The sequence below is a fragment of the Clostridium pasteurianum genome, assembly GCF_001705235.1.
Classification (GTDB): domain Bacteria; phylum Bacillota; class Clostridia; order Clostridiales; family Clostridiaceae; genus Clostridium_S; species Clostridium_S pasteurianum_A.
On sequence record NZ_MCGV01000001.1, the window covers coordinates 1,113,901 to 1,131,711 of the forward strand.

The following is a 17,811-nucleotide window of genomic DNA, read 5'->3' on the forward strand; positions in this document are numbered from 1 at the left end:
CTCTTACATTTTTTTCTTTAATAATATAAAATCCAGTACATTAATTTGTCCATCGCCATTTAAATCCGCATTTTTCAAATCTATTTTAAATGTGTTATCTTTAAGATATTTTTTCATTGCTAAAATATCCAGTACATTAACAACTCCATCGTCATTTACGTCACCAAGTAAAGTAATATTTTTATTAGGTTCATCTCCATAAACTTTTACTCCATCATCATATACTGGTATATTTTTCATTACCGCAAGGTCGCCTCCTGGAGTAGTTGGCATTCCAGTGAAAGAAAAATCATTTGAATTATCCCAGTTAGCATTATCTGGTGCTGACATCCTAAACTGAACTTCCTTTTTATAAGCAGATTGTCCACCAGGATATATCTTGGTCCCTGTAAAATCTACATTCACATAATATATATTGTTTTTCTCATCCCAAGGCATAAGCTGTGATACCTTTGCTCCCTCATTGTAATTAGTACTTACTGTTACATCCTTAGCACTGTATCCCTGCTTTACAAGCTCACTTATATCAACAAAATATTTAAATGACAATTTATCAGTAACCCTTGCTGGCCATCCTGTTTGGTTAAATATTTTTGCTTTTATTTCTTCAAAATTTTTATCATTAGTAGCATTTACACATGCTTCAACATGAAATTCATCATTAGTAGGTTTCTCAATAGCATTAAAGTTTGCTATTGGATCTCCGCCGTACTTTCCATACATACTTGAAAGTATTGCTACTAGTCCAGCATTATAATCACAGGCTGGTTCATTTTGATTAAAATTCTCAACATCATCTTTGTAGCCATCAGATGCATCTGGTCCTCCAACCATTGCGCCATAAAGTGTATGTCTGTTATATCCAGGTACAATTTTTTGATCAAACCAAGAAGATTGAGATGTTCTATGATGTGGATGCTGTGGTGGATTTACTCCATATCCAACTATAAAACTTCTTCCGCTGCTTCCTAGTGCATAATCGACCTGACTCTTGGCAAAATTCTCATAAATTTTTGCTTTGTCGGCATCGCAGCCCGACCACTTTGAATAAACATCTGCTAAAAACGCAGTAGCCATAGAATATCTTAAAGAACCCCATGAGCTTAACCAAGCTAGCCCTTTAGGCGTATAAGTTACTTTATTTCCATCATATCCGACAGTCCAGAAATCAAGATTTCTTTGAACAGAATCTTTATATATTTGTTTATTGGTAAGCATAGCTAAAAGCATCTGTGCACCATAGTGGACGTCATCCCAGCACATGCCCCATTTGTAACTTATTATATCGGTCTGCTGCTCTGTGCCCCAATTAGGTACATATGATTCTGCTTTGTCAAGATAAGTTTTATCGCCTGTAGCTAGATAAAGCCAGCATGCTGCCCATGATAAATCATCATAAAATGAACTTGAGCTGTAATATCCACTTGCAGCCGTATATCCTTTATCACTTCTGGTTTTATCTGCAAAATTAAATAAATTCTCTGCATGACTTATACATTTCTTTGCATAATCAGGATCACTATCTTTTAAATCTGCTGCAAGTGCTGCAAGTCCAGCTGCTGCTTCTGCTGAAACCGATGATCCTGGATTATCATCATCAAGTTTAAAAGATGGTCTATCCATCTGCATTACTTCTGCGGGACCCCACCACTTGTGATCAAGTCCTGAATCTCCTACTTGATAGTAAAATACATCTGGTGATGGATTACATTTCATTAAATAATCGCTGCACCATTTCATAGCATTCACCAAGTATTCAAGTTGTCCACTCTTTACATATGAATCTTTATTTTGATATAACGACCATGCAAGCATTGAAAGAGAATATGACGCCGGAAGGTTAAATTTAACATGATCTCCAGCATCATACCATCCACCTGTAAGATCTAACCCTGCATCCTTACCATCATCCATTCCTGAATCGCCTCTCCAATTATCTCTTTTGGTTGTAGGCAATTTACCTGAACGCTGGAATTCATAAAACATTATTGATTTTTGAAGTGCTTCTCCATAATTAAAATTACTGTCTTTCGTATCAGCTAAAGCTCTATTTGAACCAAAGCTGCCTACAGATAGCATCATTACAGACATTGTTAGAATTGATATAATTTTTTTTAATTTCTTTGATCTCATTACTCTCACCACCAATTTTTTTAATTATGGCTACCATAAAATTATTTTTTATACACAAAGATATACCACTTCGCAACATATTTTTTAATAAATGCTAAGCTTTGAAGTGGTACATCATATAATATCTATTTCAACATTTTTTTCAAAAGGATCAGATCAAGAACATTTACTTGTCCATCACCATTTAAATCATACTTTTTATCATATACACTTGATCCATTTTGTAAGTACTTTTTCATTAGTATACAATCCAATACATTAACAACACCATCACCATTAAGATCACCCGTAATAATGTCGTCTTTCGGCTGTACATGAGTACCATTTTTCCCAAGGTTCACTTCATGATCTAGCCCCATATATTTTCCTGTCTTTTCATCTTTCCAAAGTGTTGGCTGTACTAGTGCTAATTTTTTGGTATCTACAGTCTTAAAATCATATCCAAGAATTCCACCTGTATCACCAGAATTTGCATTTACACACCAAAAAGTATGATTCATATTATTATCTGCAATAAATTTAGCAAGGTAGCTCATCCATTGTTCGTTTTTTCCACCGTCCATATTTCCACCCCATTCTCCAATGAGAAGTGGTGCTATATTTTGTTCCTGTATATAAAACCAACTTGGACGCCAAACATCATTTGTAAGACTATCCTCGGTGAAATCTTTATCAAACCATGACTGATCTGATACACCAGGCCCGTATTCATGTGGTGAATATACTACTTGCTTACTTGCAGTGCCTAAATCTACAGGATGATCTTTAACTCCTCTAAGATTTCCTCCCCACCAGCCGCCGTAGTAATCATCAGCGCTTGAACTTCCAGAGTATGAACCACTCTTAGGATATGTCTCAACTCCTTCAACAACTATAAGAAGCTTTGGATTTATTGCAAGAATTTTCTTGCCTACTCTTTCCGCTTCATACTTCCAGTTGTCTGGATCTGTGGAGTCATTCCACTTTGCAGATTCTTCTTTTCTATATGCTTTTCCGTGAGGTTCATTAAATATATCTGCTGCTATAACTGTATCATCGTTTTTATAACGATCTGCAAGATATTGCCAGCATTTTTCGTAATCATCTGTAGTATACTTGCTCGTATACCATAGATTTGTTTGACCAGCACTTTCTATTCTGTGCATATCAAGCATAATTTTAATTCCATCTTTTTTACACTGAGCTATTGCTGCGTCAAGTACTTGAAGACTAGTAAATCCTTTCATTTCAGGGCTTATATAGTCATTAAGTGAATCAGCTTTAGGATAGATTCCCTGTCTCCACTGATTTACAAGTTCAACAGATAGTGGCACCCTAAGGGTGTTAAATCCACTATCTGCTACTATACCCAAAATGTTATCAAGCCTATTCGCCCACAAACCGTGAAAGGAATAGTTAGGTGTTTCAAGTCCAAACCACGCAATACCAGTCATTCTTACTTGATTGCCATAGTCATCATAAAGTTTACTGCCATCTGTGTGTAAGTAATCATTAGATGGCTTTACTGTAACATCATCTGCATAAACCAGGCTGCCAAAGGTACTGCTAATTGTCATCAGAGATGCTAGCAAAATGCTGAGACAAGCTCTCCTCTTTTTCAAATTAAAACACCTCTCAATAAGATTCTATTTCAACATTTTTTTGAGTAAAATCAAATCCATTACATTAACTGTTCCATCCTTATTTATATCTGCATTAGTTTTATTTATTTTAACAGAGTCATCTTTTAAATATTTCTTAAGTGTTATTACATCAAGTACATTAACCTGCTTATCACCATTTACATCTCCGTAAACAGGAGCAACTGGGAATAAACTTCCATAAGTTGCATTAGCTATCGCATATTCACTTTGAGCCCAGAAACGATGGTAATTAAATATACTCTTGTTTCCAGCTTCAACATCAGCCTTAACTCTAGCATAATCAGGGTCTTGTTTATACTTTGAACGTATATCTATAAATTTGTCTCCTGATTTAATTACATCACCATTAGGCATTGTTCCAGTCCATCCCTGTGGAATATATACTTCCTGATTGAATATACGGTTATAAGAATCCATTACGCATGGAGCAGCTACACCCTTATCATCCTTGTAGTTATTCCACATATCATCAAGCATAGTTGCTGCAAGTTGCTGTGATTCAGTATCTCCAGTAGCTTTTGCATAATATGAAAGTGCATTAGCAAGTGAGGATGCTGTTCCTATATCTGTACAATAATTAACAACATTTACATGTAAATCGGAATTTGTTGTATGCTCATCACCATTCTTCCATGAATTTGGTTGTCCTGACCAGCTTAATGTTGATGGTACTTCAAATGTTCCTTTTGCACTATCTACTTTAACTACTGACTTTATCCACTTAACCCAGTTATCAAGTAAGTTCTTTGCCTTTGCATCTTTTGTTGTATAGTAATATTGAGCTATACGCTGCATTGACCATGCTTGCATTCCAAACCAAGTGTTGCTGCCTGGATCATGATATACTGGTTCTTCTTGATATCCCATTCCATTGAATGTAGCTGTTCCTGATGGCCAAGCTTCATAACGTCCATGATTTGAGTTACTAGCTCCACCTGCTATAGCTCCTTCTGAAGATTGTAACCATTGATAGAAATCAAGTTGTGTTGATAAACTCTTTGCCCAGTCAGTTGAACCAGTTGCTGATTTAGGTTTGAAAGCACCACTGTCTGCATCATTACTTGAAAGTACCCATGCAGTAAATGGATTTTGATATCCAAAGTGACTGTGGCTGCAGCCTATCTTCCATGACCAGTCATTATTCTGAGATCCACCCCAAGCATAGTACCATGACATTAAATAATGCATTGCATCTTTACCTGTTCCTGCTTGAGTTGAATCACCTATTTTTCTAAAGTATTTATCACACATAGCATATCTTAAGTAATCTCCCATTTTAGAAGCTTTACCTATATCCGTGCTTAAATCAACTCCATCTTCTTTAGCTGCCTCAGCTGCTTCATAAGTTGCCTGTATTGCACGGGCATCAGCATCTGGTGCATCTGTATACTTAGCTTGTCTTGTATAACTGTTGTCCTTTGTAAACAAGTCAAGATATCCATTTTGTCCGCCAAATTTGAAAGAATCCCAGCAAGGTTGAGGTACTGTTTCAAAAACAGATTCTTGTTCTCCTCTTTGATAAGTGTTTATATATGAATTCTTTGAAGTTCCATCTGCATGATTTCCAAAACCATACCAGTTATCTACATCCATTAACCAATGCATTCCATACATGTCTGAAGTTCCATATGTTGATTTAAGTTCATCACTTATTGGATCTTGTCCCTTTGCAGCACCAGGATCCATTTGAGCTGGATATTTACTTGGGTCTTCCCATTCTGGTGCATAAGTTGCTGGACTACTAGTATTGTATCTATCCATACCAGGTTGATCTGCATGTGATGGAATTATATATTTTTCAGCTGTATCCCATGCAGTACCTACTCCTTTGTAATCTCCTGTAAGTTTTCCCTGCATTGCTTCAAGCCACATATAGTAACTGAAAGCTTCACTTGTAGTTTCATGTCCATAATCAGGTGCTTCAACTATAAAGGTTTCAACTGAATGATATGGCACACCATCTTTACTAAAATATCCATTATTAGAATCATGGATCTTATTATACATTTCCTCAAACCTTTCAGTATAAGGATTGTCATATTTTTGCTTTATAGTAGTACTATTTGTAGCAGCTGAAACTTTATTATTAAATATTCCTGATAATGAGGTAACCATAACTGTAGATGTAAGTGCTACAGCCATTACTTTCTTAAAGTTTTTACTTGTTTTTAACATACTAATATCTCCTTTTAAATAAATTAATTAACATAGTTTAAATCAAATAATTTATTTGTATATACTGCCGCCTTTAGCAGCAGTATATATTTAACTTTTTATTATTCTATAGTTACACTTCCGTCATCAAATTCATGATCTATAGATTCACCATCTACATCTCCTACAGAAGAAACTTTTTGGTTAAATGTAAGTTTTGATTCACCTGCTGCTGCATCACTCTTTGCAGTAAGTTTTATATTGGCAAAAACACCATCTTTATTTATAAGTCTTGATCCCATTGAATCATCAAAGAATGTTATTTGTATTTCGCCGTTTACATTTTTAACCAAGAAATCTGTATTAGGATTTGTAACTAATTCTCCTGGTGTAATTGAAGCTACATCAAATTTACTAGCATCATAATCTAAGCAGGCAGTTATTCCTTCAATATCTTTACCCTCTACTACTTTTATAGTTAAAGGAATTGTTATTGTATCTCCAGCTTTAACAGTATAAGTTCCTGCGCTTACTGTTGCTTTTGTTGCAACTGGTGATGATATTGGCTTAACAGTAAGAGTATAATCTGCTGACTTTCCTGCGCTAAAATCAAATGTGAAAACATTTGCTCCTGCTGGCAAAGTTGCAAGATAAGCCTTACTAAATGTTACTTCTGTTCCATCTGCTGATACTGTGTAATTTGATGGATCAACTACTGCACCTCCAAGTTTTATATCCTTAAGTGTATTACCATTTAAGTTCATATCTACAGTTACATCTGCTGGAGTATTATTATCAAATGTTCCACTAGTTTCTTTTAACGTAGAATCCTTTACTACTGGTACATCTTTCGCTGCAACAGTAAGAGTATAATCTGCTGATTTTCCTGCACTAAAATCAAATGTGAAGACATTTGTTCCTGCTGGTAAAGTTGCAAGATAAGCCTCACTAAATGTTACCTCGCTTCCATCTGCTGATACAGTATAATTTGATGGATCAACTACTGCACCTCCAAGTTTTATGTCCTTAAGTGTATTGCCATTTAAAGTTATATCTACACTTACAGCTTTTGGTGCATTATTATCAAATGTTCCACTAGTTTCATTTAATGTAGAATTTTCTTTTACTGGTGCTACTCCTTTAACAGTTATACTTCCATCAGTAAGTACATGATCAATAGCTGTTCCGTCTAGGCTTCCTACTGTAGAACCTTTAGGATCAAACTCAAGAGCATACTTTCCTTCTTCTGTATCTTGTTTTATAGCAAATTCCAAATATGCTAGAATTCCATCAGTTGTTATCTGCTCAGTTCCCATTGAGTCATCATAATATGTTATTTCTACTACTCCATTATTGTCTTTCCACATAAAGTTTACATCAGGATCTTTAACTAATGCTCCTGTCTTTACTCCAGTTAAAGTGAATTTAGTGTTGTCGTATTTTATATAAGCACTTACTCCTTCAATAGAATTACCCTTTACACTCTCTATGCTTACTGGAACTTCTACTGAATCACCAGTAGCTCCTGTAACATTTGCAACTTCCATATCAACGCTGCGAGATACCTTAACAGTTAATGTTGCTGTCTTAACACCTTTTTCACCACTAAATTCAAATGTAAATGTATATGTTCCATTAGCTAAGCCTGCAAAATAGGATTTATTTATTGTTGCAGTTGTTCCGTCTGCTGATAATGTATAGTCTGTTCCTGCTTTAAGTAAATTACCATCTTGATCCTTTATATCCTTAAATGTATAACCATTTAAAGTCATATTAACTGGTACGTCACCTTGAGTGCTTGAAGCTGGCTGAACATCTACTTCTTCAGGATTAATAACTGGAACTGGTACCTTCTGAACAGTTATACTTCCGTCACTAAGTACATGATCAATATTTGTACCATCTAAACTTCCTATTGCAGAACCTTTAGGATCAAATGCAAGATCATACTTTCCTTCTGCTGCATCTTGTTTTATAGCAAATTCTAAATATGCTAGAATTCCATCAGCTGTTATTTGCTCAGTTCCCATTGTGTCATCATAATATGTTATTTGTATTACTCCATTATCATCTTTCCACATGAAGTTTACATCAGGGTCTTTAACTAGTGCTCCTGTTTTTACCCCAGTTAAAGTAAATTTAGTATTGTCATATTTTATATAAGCACTTACTCCTTCAATAGAGTTACCCTTTACACCCTCTATGCTTACTGGAACTTCTACTGAATCACCAGTAGTGCCTTTAACATTTGCAACTTCCATATCAACTATTTGAGCTATATTTACAGTAAATGTACATGCAGTACCATCACTAAAGTCAATTGTAAATGCAAATTTAGCTGCATCGGGATTTGCTTTTACTAAAGCTGCAAGATAATTTTTACTTATTGTTATAGTTCCATCTGATGCTACCGTATAATCTGTACCTAATGTAAGTGCTTTACCATCTTTATCCTTTACATCTACAAGTGTATTACCTGCAAATGTTGCAACAGTTTTCACATCTGCTTGAGATCCACTATTTGTGTAGAAAACTGCAGTATCTGGAGTAATATATGGTACTCCTATTACAGTTATACTGCCGTCTACAAATGCACTATTTATTTTATTTCCATCTAAATCTGAAACAGCTGATTTAACTGTATCCATTGTTAATGGACTTTTTCCTGCTGCAGCATTTTGTTTTATTACAAAGTCTAAATATGCTAAAATTCCATCAGTTGTTATCTGCTCAGTTCCCATTGTGTCATCATAGTATGTTATTGATATTACTCCATTATCATCTTTCCACATAAAGTTTACATCAGGATCTTTAACTAAATCACCTGGTTTTACATCCTTTAAAGTAAACTTAGTATTATCATAATTTATAATGGCAGATATACCTTCAATGCTTGTCTTTGTTGATACTTTTACTGGAACTGTAACTGGATCGCCAGCTTTTTCTGTAGCATTATCAACTTTTACGCTTGCCTGCATAGAAGTAACTTTAATTGTTACAGTAGCAGAATAAGCTTCACCATTTGCTTTAGTAAAATCTATTGTAAAAGTATATGTTCCATCTTTAAGGGTTGAAAGATAATCCTTGCTGAATACTATGTTATTGTCTGATAAAGTATAATCTTTTCCTTGTTCAAGTATGTTACCATTTGAATCTTTTACATCAACAAACTTACCGCCATTTAAAGTCATAGCTGTAGTTTGATCTGTAGGATTATCCTTACTGAAGTTCATTTCAGTAGGTGTAACTATAGGATTTGGTGCAGGTATTACAGTAAGTTTAAAAGTTGCAGCTGTATTATTACCTTTTGCATCAGTAAAATTAAATGTAATATTATAATTTGTACCTGCTGCATCTGTAGCTGGTAGACTACTAAGATACTTTTGAGTAAATGTCACTTTATTATCTGCTACAGTATAATCCTTGTCAGCACCCTCTTGTAAAGTTGTAGTACCATTAGTAATACTGTTAAGTTTGCCGCCGCATAAAGACATAGTAGTTGATACTTCAGATGGATCAGCTTGTTTATAAGTACCTGATTCAGGACTTATAGTAGGTGCTGGATTTGGTTCTTGTCCCCATTCTTGCTTACCATTAACATACCCAGTTACGTTATTAGCATCTGCATAATCCGTTGCTGAAGGATTAAATGAATAATCATTTGATTGATCATAGCTAGTCCAGTCAGATTTTGCAAATCTCATCTGAACCATAAGATATGCTCCCTTTTCAAGTGTTCCTGAACCACTACCAAAACTTATTTCAACATATTGATTAGCTTTATCTGTTGATTGAGCTGCATCTAATTTTACGAAATTACCACTTACCTTACTTGTATCTACATTATGATATCCAGTAGCACCACCCATTAATCCAGAATAATCGCACCAGAAGCTTTCAGCTTCAGTACCTTCTTCAGTAAAGTAATATCTTAACTTTAAAGTCGATAAATCTACATCTGCTCCTGTATTGTTAATGACTTTAATGTTAGCTTTTATACTATTGGTGCTTGTACTTGTTGGTGTATTAAACGATTGAACTTCAATTCCAGATGTGTTAGAAGTAACATTAGTAGCCGCAAAGACATGATTCTTTGAAATACCTAGGGATGCCATCATCATAAACATTCCTAAAATAGCCATATTCCTTTTTTTCACTTTTCAAAACCTCCAATTTTTATTATAAATTTACGATAAGATTCTATTGTCAAGTAACATAAACAAAGCCTTTTACTTATAAACCCATTCATCCCCCTTTTGAATTAATAATTTAGTTCTCCATAAAAGTGAATTTCGTTTTCAGTAAATTTTACGTTTTACGATAGTTTATATTTTGTTTACATTTTAAATTATAGTTAATTAATATATAAACTTCAAACTTAATATAATTTTACCATTTGTTGAAATAAACTCATTCCCATTAAGAATTATCTCAATATTATTAATACTTGTAATTTCTTTGTTTTACTTTGATTTTCTTTTGTTGAGCTTAAAATTGCATTAAATTAGCCTTATATCATAATATTTTTCAATTTTATGAACAAAAAAATTAAAGCAGTTAGCTTTAACGTAGATGATTTAATTTACATATACGTATAATTGCTAACTGCTTTAAATAATAATTATAAAATTATCTTTTTTAAAAAATTCAATTTTCAACTTCGATATCTTGCTTATTTACATTTTTTTGTAATGTTATAAAATAAATTTATTTATTTCCTTTTCAAGCTCTGCTGCAACTTTTTCTAAATCTTGTGACATCTTATTAAATTCATTCATACTAGCAGATACTTCTTCTGCCGCTGCAGATACCTCCTCAGAACTTGCAGCCGATTCCTCGGATGAAGAAGATATACTTTCCAATTTTTCCAATATAAAATTTTTGCTATGGTAAGTATCATTTATAGAAACTTCTATATTTCTTATATCACTAACTAAATTATCTAGTGCCTTTAAAATCCTATTAAATATATCTTTAGTTTGAGTTACAGACACAGTTTGTTCATTAGAAAATTTTAAAGAAGTATCAATTGAATTAACTACCATACTATTTTTACATTTTATATCTTCAATAAGCCTTTTAACTTCTTTGGTTGCTTCAGTTGATTCCTCTGCAAGCTTTCCAACTTCTTCTGCTACTACAGAAAATCCCTTTCCAGCTTCCCCAGCTCTAGCTGCTTCAACTGCTGCATTTAATGCCAAAAGATTTGTTTGCTCTGCAATTCCATTTATAGTATCCGTAATAGTTCCTATAGTATTTGAGGACTCAATCATATCATTTACAGCCTTTGATACTTCCTTCGAAGAATCATTTGAAAGTTTTGTTTTCTCAATTAAAACATCCATCATATTAAGTCCACTTTTACTTAAGTCATTAGCATTTTGGGATAGTTCATTTATTTTATCTGTCATGGATTTAATTGATGTAATTTTATCACCTAATTTATTAAACTCATTAACTCCATTTGATATATCCTCTGCCTGTGAATAGGCTACCTGTGCTATCCCATCAATTGTCTCAGCTACTTCCTCTACAGCTTTGTTGGTTTCACCAGACATTTTTAATATAGTCTTAGATGAATTCATAACATTATTTGAAGAGTTCTTTACATTACTTAATAGGCTATGTATATTTTCTATCATTTCATTAAAATATTTAGCTAGTCTACCAAATTCATCCTTAGTATTAATTTCAACCTTCCCTGATAAATCACCATCAGCTCCAAGTTTAGTAACATCAACTATTTTATTTATATGCTTAGAAAAAGTTTTACTTATTAATATTGCCGCGATAACTGATAGTATGATAATAATAAATATTAATAGTAATGTCATTTTTAATATTGAAGATGTGTCTCTTGAGAGTTCATTTTCGTTCATTGAGCCTACTATCTTCCACCCCAAATTATCATTTAATAAAAATGCCGCATAACGTTTCTGATTACCAGTTTTATATTGAATAAATCCTGTTTTATTATTCTTTATATTATTCCAAATTGATAATTTAGTTACATTTTTCTTTCCTCTTTGTGACTTGTCAGGATGTATAATCATAGTTCCTTCTCTATCAGTTACATATACATATCCTTCCTGTCCAATTTTAATACTGCTCATACTTTCACTTAGCTTAGTTAAATCAACATCCATACAAACTACACCAACTAAATTGCCATCTTTATATACAGCTTTAGATACAGATATTATATTTTTCTTAGTAGCTGCATCTGTGTATACATTGCTAAATACGTCCTTTCCTGTATTTTGAACTGCATTTTTATACCAATCCCTACTTGTCGGATCAAAACCATCTGGAAGCTTAACTTCAGGATACATATAAAGCTTTTTTGAAGTATTCGCAAAATATACATTTATAGCATCTTTATTGTTTTCCTTTATATCCTGCAAAGCTGATAACACATATGTCTCAAACTGTGGATTAGAATTTACATTCTGCACATCATAGTTTCCACTAAGAATATCTATATTATTTTCCATAGTCTTAAAATAATTATCTATACCCCTATTCACTTCTATCAAATTCTGTTTAGAATCTCTACTTAGCTTGTTCATTAAAACATCATAAACATTCCTGTACATAATAACACCAAACACTATAAAAGGAATCATACATACTGAACTAATACTTATTATGAGCTTATTTTTAATACTTCTGTTCACATTATCCACCTTTTTTCTGTAAAATTTATATTACATAAAAATCCTTGTATACAATATATCACAAGTTTATTTTATTTGACAAAATAGATTATTTTTTGTAATTTAGGATTATGAGTGTGTTAAATGTTTTCATATACTAAATTCTTAATATTTGTATTTATTTCTACACAATTATTAAAATTTTTAATAATTAGTACTGTTTTATGAATATAATATTGCTATAAAATAAAAAAATGTTAAAATTAATATGTTCTATAGATTTTAAATAGTTAAGCTTTATTAAAACATATACGTAGCTTTAATTTTCAAAATGCCACGTATACATATAATAAAACACTTAATCCAAATCAATATAATATATAAATTAAATTTAAAGGTGGTGAAAAGTCTGTAATTCAAATAAAATTGCAGATTATATAAATGCGTCAACATTTTCTCTCGAGAACTGAACTATTAATTGGAAAAGAAAAATTAGAAAAATTAAAAAATAGTAAAGTAGTTATATTCGGTGTAGGTGGGGTTGGAAGTTATTCTGTAGAAGCACTTGCGAGATCCGGCATAGGTAAAATCATTCTAATAGATGATGACACTGTATGCCTCACAAATATAAATAGGCAAATTGAAGCAACCTTTAAAACCATATCTAAACCCAAAGTAGATGTAATGAAAGAAAGAATACTTGATATAAATCCTAAATGTGATGTTCAAACTCACAGAACTTTTGTAACAGAAGATAACCTTAAAGATTTAATACCTTCTGATATAGACTACGTTATTGATGCTATTGATACAGTATCAACTAAAATAGCCCTCGCGGTATGGTGCGAAAAAAGCGGTATAAACCTGATAAGCTGTATGGGTACCGGAAACAAGTTGGATCCAACTAAATTTGAAATTACAGATATATATAAGACATCGATTTGCCCTCTTGCAAAAGTTATGAGACATGAACTTAGAAAAAGAGGTGTTAAATCTCTTAAAGTTCTATATTCAAAAGAAATTCCTATGAAACCAAAAGCAGATGAAGTTATAACTTGCAAGGAAGGCTGTGTATGTGCTAATGGTTCTAGAAAATGCACTAAAAAAAGGCAGATACCTGCAAGTATATCCTTTGTTCCTCCCGTTGCCGGAATGATTATTGGAGGAGAAGTTATTAAATCTCTAATGAACGATGAGAAGTAACAATATTTTGGAACATTAAATAAAATTAATAAATCTAAGGGTGATATTTTAAAAATCCTAAGAAATTTCAATAACTCACTAACGTTCAGACAAATTGAAATTTCTAAGTCTTTTCAAAATATCACCCTAAGATTTATACAATTTTATTTAAATCGTTCCCAAAATATTGTTACTTCTCATACAGAATAAATGCATGGTAACTTTTTCTCCGCTCCACTACGAAAAATACTAAATAATGAATAAAAACAGTATTATCATGCACGAGGTTTGGGCTTTAGCCCATTATCCTTCTTAACCTAATACAAGCATTCTTTAAATTACGCATGGCTTAACACTTTATTTATTATCCTTCTTTACTTTAAACAGGAACTTTCTATATTATGAGAGTACCTGTTTAGATAATCTTCAATATTGATATTAAATATTAAAGTAGCCTATACTTTATAAATAAGGATAATATGCTTGGCTCAAGCCTTTTATATGTTAAAAAGTACTTATAATAAAGTTCAACCCAATCTACGCCCAAAATTCCGTAGACACGGAGAAATTTCTTCCTTGCTTTACCCATAAAGGGAAGTAACAGTGCTGAAGGAACAATTTTAAAAATTCTAATGAATGTTATCATACACGAGGTTTGGGCGAAGCCCATTATCCTTCTTAATCATATAAGAGCACTCATACCATATGCGAGTTATTGAAACTTTTAGGATTTTAAGCTAAGTTGTTAGCCGTAAACATTAAGATAGCCTGTATTTTATAAAGAAGGATAATGGGTCCTTGACCCAAACCCCACCTATAATAAGATTTATACAATTTTTTTAATGTTCCAAAGCACTGTTACTTCCCTTTAATTCTATATTATTTTAACAAATAATTTTCTATTTCTCGGTCCGTCAAACTCGGTAAAGTATATCCCCTGCCAGGTTCCAAGTTTCAACCTTCCATTTTCAATAATAATTTCTTTACTAGTTCCCATAAGTGAAGATTTAATATGTGCATGTGAATTGCCTTCAATATGTTTATAGTCACCTTTTTTTGGAAAAGCTTTATCTAAATTAACTAAAATATCACGTACAACATCTGGATCTGCATTTTCGTTTATAGTAATTCCAGCGGTAGTATGTGGACAAAACACAATAGCCACACCATTAAAAATCCCACTTTCATCCACAGCCTCTTGAGCTAAACTTGTTATATCTATAAACTCTTCATCCTTATGCGTTTTTACTGAAAATTCAAACAAATTTTTCACCTAAATCACCCCTTGCATGTTATAGTTTGCGAATTAACATTAATCTGTAACATTAAAAAAATTCTATAAATCTTATCCTAACTGGGGTTTGGGTCATATTGTATTACCGATAATAGTTAATATATTACTGTAAATATAAAGATATATTATATCTTGTAAAGAAGGATAATGGGATTTCACCCAAACCCCAAGAATGATAATTATCCTTCTTAACCATATAAAAGCACTCTTATCATATATGAGCTATTAAAGGTTTAGCCCTATATAAACTTTTAATTCCGATTTTCCGCAGCGGAGCGGAAGAAAATCCTCCTTGCATCTACCTTCTAAGCAAAGTAATAATATTTTGGAAACGATTTAAATAAAATTCAATAAGTCTTGTTCCAAATTATAAAAAGACTTAGAAATTTTAATTTGTTTGAGCTTTTTTTCAGCGAGTTATTAAAATTTCTTAGTATTTTTATAATTTGGAACTTAGACTTATGATTTTTATTTAATGTTTCAAAATATTATTACTTTGCTTCATTTCTTAAAAACTCAGCAAATTTACTTAAATCATCTTTATTCTTAAATGCTGCCTGAGCTCTCTTGGCATTTCCGCCGCCACGTCCATTATATTCTTTTATATTCTGCTTAAATATCTTTCCACATTCAATAGAATCACTGCCATTCTGAGCAAATAAAATTCTATTATCTATACCAGAAGTTAAAATAGCAACAAACTTCTCATCTTTAATATCATCATATATTGCCTCAATAAAGCTAAAATCGCCATCATCATAATGTGCTGATATAACACCATTACTTGCATTTTGGGTAAGCTTTTTAGCCTCTCCTTTAGCTTCTGTCTTCTTATAATCAGATACTTTTTTCTTTAAAGATGTAATTTCATCTTTGTTAGATTCAACCTTATTTAAAATGTTATCTTCATCTATTGAAAGACTTTTTTGAAGTTCTAATACAATCTCATGTTCTTTAGCACATTGATCAAAAGCTCTCTTTCCGCACTTAAAGTATACTCGTGTCATACCTTTATATTTTTCAGTTTTAAGTACTTTTATAATGCCAACTTCACCAGTCCTATTAACATGAGTTCCACAGCAAGCACTGTAATCCACATCACCAAGCTGAACTATTCTAATTCTTCCTTCTGCCTTTATTGCCTTTCTAAGTGGCAATTTTTCTGCTTCAGATTTACTCATAAAATAAGTCTTTGTTGGTACATTCGCATATACATATGAATTTGCCTCATCTTCAATTTTTTTAACCATAAGAGGTGTTACATTCTCCATATCTATGTCGACAGTTATGTAGTCATCCCCCATATGAAAGCCACAGTTTACGCCTCCATATAATTTAAAGAAAGCAGCCGACAGCAAATGCTCACCTGTGTGCTGCTGTATGTTATCCAGTCTCCTATTAAAATCCACCTTACACTTTGCAGTATCTCCTTCAGGTTTCACACTCATAACATGATAAATAGTATCATCTTTTTCATATACATATTCAACAGGTATACCATTTATAGTGCCTAAATCACAAGGCTGTCCTCCTCCTTCTGGATAGAAAGAAGTTTTATCCAAAACTACCTCATATTTATTATCTTTTTCCTTTATATCAACTATTTTTCCTTCTGACTCGCATATATACGGATCATCATAAAATAATTTATTTGTCATAATATCATCTCCATTTCACAAAATAAGTATAATCCATAAAAAGGCAAATATCAAACTATTCCTCATTCATATTAACATATTCTGCAGAAATCTCTCCTATTTCATAGCTCTCTAAAACTATATCCTGAGAATTAAATTCATGTATGTACGATGAATTACCAACTATAAAAATTCCAGGGACATTAGTGCTAACTTTATGAATGTTACCAACAGAATCCGCTTTTTTAATATTAGCTTTCTTAATAAGTTTATCATTGGGTAATAACTTTGAAGCAAGAATAAGTGTATCACAAGAAATAAATTTTTCTTCTCCCCTAGCTAAAATGTATACTCCTTCTAGCCTATCTTTTCCCTTTAATCGTACAACTTTATAATCATATAAAAAAGGTATATTAACTTCAGCCAATGATTCTATAGTTTCATCTCGCTTTTCAAGGTCAAGTTCATTATCTATTACAGCTTTTACTTTTCCTCCCTCCAAAAATATCCTTTTAGCAAGTAAAACTCCAATTTTATTTGCACCTAATATTATCATACTCTTACCGGGCATATAACCATCTACATTTATGAGTTTCTGCACCATAACTGCCGAATAAATACCGCTCAAACCATTTGATAAAAATCTTATATTCTTTTTCATTTTATCTAAGGCTCCTGCAGCCCAAATTATACTTTTAGCCTTTATTTCAATTATACCGTCTTTTTCATTTACAGCATTTACTACTTTATCATTACTTATGCTAGTTACCATAGTATTTAATTTATATGTTATATTTAATTCTAAGAATTCATCTATAAACTTTTGTACATATTCTGTACCTGTAAGTTCTTCTTTAAAAATTTCTTTACCAAAACCATTATGAATGCATTGATTTAAAATTCCTCCAAGTTCATCTTCAAGCTCAATTAAAACTATATCCTCTATTCCAGATTTTTTTGCAGAAATAGCTGCTGCAAGTCCTGACACTCCTCCGCCTATAACAACTAAATCATGTTTTTCCATTATTAACTCCTCCAATTGGAATAATATCTAACATTTATATTATAAACTATATTGTGCTTTTTTTTAAATAAATTAATCTGTGAATTTC

The 17,811-nt window shown here is 32.4% G+C and carries 9 protein-coding genes; 1 reads left to right on the plus strand and 8 read right to left on the minus strand.

Annotated features, from left to right (window positions below):
• Positions 1–3: 3 nt before the first annotated feature.
• The 5 genes from BEE63_RS04940 to BEE63_RS04960 form a co-directional block, all read right to left on the minus strand.
• Positions 4–2,133: a glycoside hydrolase family 9 protein gene (locus BEE63_RS04940; RefSeq protein ID WP_066020320.1), complete on the minus strand. Its 2,130-nt coding sequence runs from the start codon at positions 2,131–2,133 to the stop codon at positions 4–6.
• A 125-nt stretch (positions 2,134–2,258) separates the two neighbouring features.
• A complete protein-coding gene (locus BEE63_RS04945; protein WP_242874693.1) occupies positions 2,259–3,734 on the minus strand; it encodes a cellulase family glycosylhydrolase in 1,476 nt (491 codons plus the stop codon).
• A 24-nt stretch (positions 3,735–3,758) separates the two neighbouring features.
• Positions 3,759–5,951 carry a glycoside hydrolase family 48 protein gene (locus BEE63_RS04950; protein ID WP_066020322.1) on the minus strand — a complete coding sequence of 731 codons (2,193 nt, stop codon included), beginning with the start codon at positions 5,949–5,951 and terminating at the stop codon, positions 3,759–3,761.
• A 101-nt stretch (positions 5,952–6,052) separates the two neighbouring features.
• On the minus strand, positions 6,053–10,087 hold the full coding sequence (locus BEE63_RS04955; protein WP_066020323.1) for a X2-like carbohydrate binding domain-containing protein: 4,035 nt from the start codon (positions 10,085–10,087) through the stop codon (positions 6,053–6,055).
• Between the two features lie 537 nt (positions 10,088–10,624).
• Positions 10,625–12,607 carry a methyl-accepting chemotaxis protein gene (locus BEE63_RS04960; protein ID WP_242874695.1) on the minus strand — a complete coding sequence of 661 codons (1,983 nt, stop codon included), beginning with the start codon at positions 12,605–12,607 and terminating at the stop codon, positions 10,625–10,627.
• A gap of 420 nt (positions 12,608–13,027) precedes the next feature.
• On the opposite strand from BEE63_RS04960, the gene BEE63_RS04965 reads away from it, so the two are divergent.
• The gene (locus BEE63_RS04965; protein WP_066020325.1) at positions 13,028–13,789 is read left to right on the plus strand and encodes a tRNA threonylcarbamoyladenosine dehydratase; all 762 of its coding nucleotides are present in this window, start codon (positions 13,028–13,030) and stop codon (positions 13,787–13,789) included.
• 853 nt (positions 13,790–14,642) lie between these two features.
• On the opposite strand, the gene BEE63_RS04970 is transcribed toward BEE63_RS04965, so the two are convergent.
• The 3 genes from BEE63_RS04970 to BEE63_RS04980 form a co-directional block, all read right to left on the minus strand.
• Positions 14,643–15,041 carry a secondary thiamine-phosphate synthase enzyme YjbQ gene (locus tag BEE63_RS04970; RefSeq protein WP_066020326.1) on the minus strand — a complete coding sequence of 133 codons (399 nt, stop codon included), beginning with the start codon at positions 15,039–15,041 and terminating at the stop codon, positions 14,643–14,645.
• A 512-nt stretch (positions 15,042–15,553) separates the two neighbouring features.
• The gene (locus BEE63_RS04975; RefSeq protein ID WP_066020327.1) at positions 15,554–16,720 is read right to left on the minus strand and encodes an alanyl-tRNA editing protein; all 1,167 of its coding nucleotides are present in this window, start codon (positions 16,718–16,720) and stop codon (positions 15,554–15,556) included.
• A 55-nt stretch (positions 16,721–16,775) separates the two neighbouring features.
• Complete coding sequence (locus BEE63_RS04980; RefSeq protein ID WP_066020328.1) at positions 16,776–17,723, minus strand: NAD(P)/FAD-dependent oxidoreductase; 948 nt, start codon at positions 17,721–17,723, stop codon at positions 16,776–16,778.
• Positions 17,724–17,811: the final 88 nt, after the last annotated feature.

Bases quoted from the DNA above. Each gene is read 5' to 3' on its own strand.
- BEE63_RS04940 (WP_066020320.1), bottom strand. From the start codon at position 2,133: ATGAGATCAAAGAAATTAAAAAAAATTATATCAATTCTAACAATGTCT.
- BEE63_RS04950 (WP_066020322.1), bottom strand. From the start codon at position 5,951: ATGTTAAAAACAAGTAAAAACTTTAAGAAAGTAATGGCTGTAGCACTT.
- BEE63_RS04965 (WP_066020325.1), top strand. From the start codon at position 13,028: ATGCGTCAACATTTTCTCTCGAGAACTGAACTATTAATTGGAAAAGAA.
- BEE63_RS04975 (WP_066020327.1), bottom strand. From the start codon at position 16,720: ATGACAAATAAATTATTTTATGATGATCCGTATATATGCGAGTCAGAA.
- BEE63_RS04980 (WP_066020328.1), bottom strand. From the start codon at position 17,723: ATGGAAAAACATGATTTAGTTGTTATAGGCGGAGGAGTGTCAGGACTT.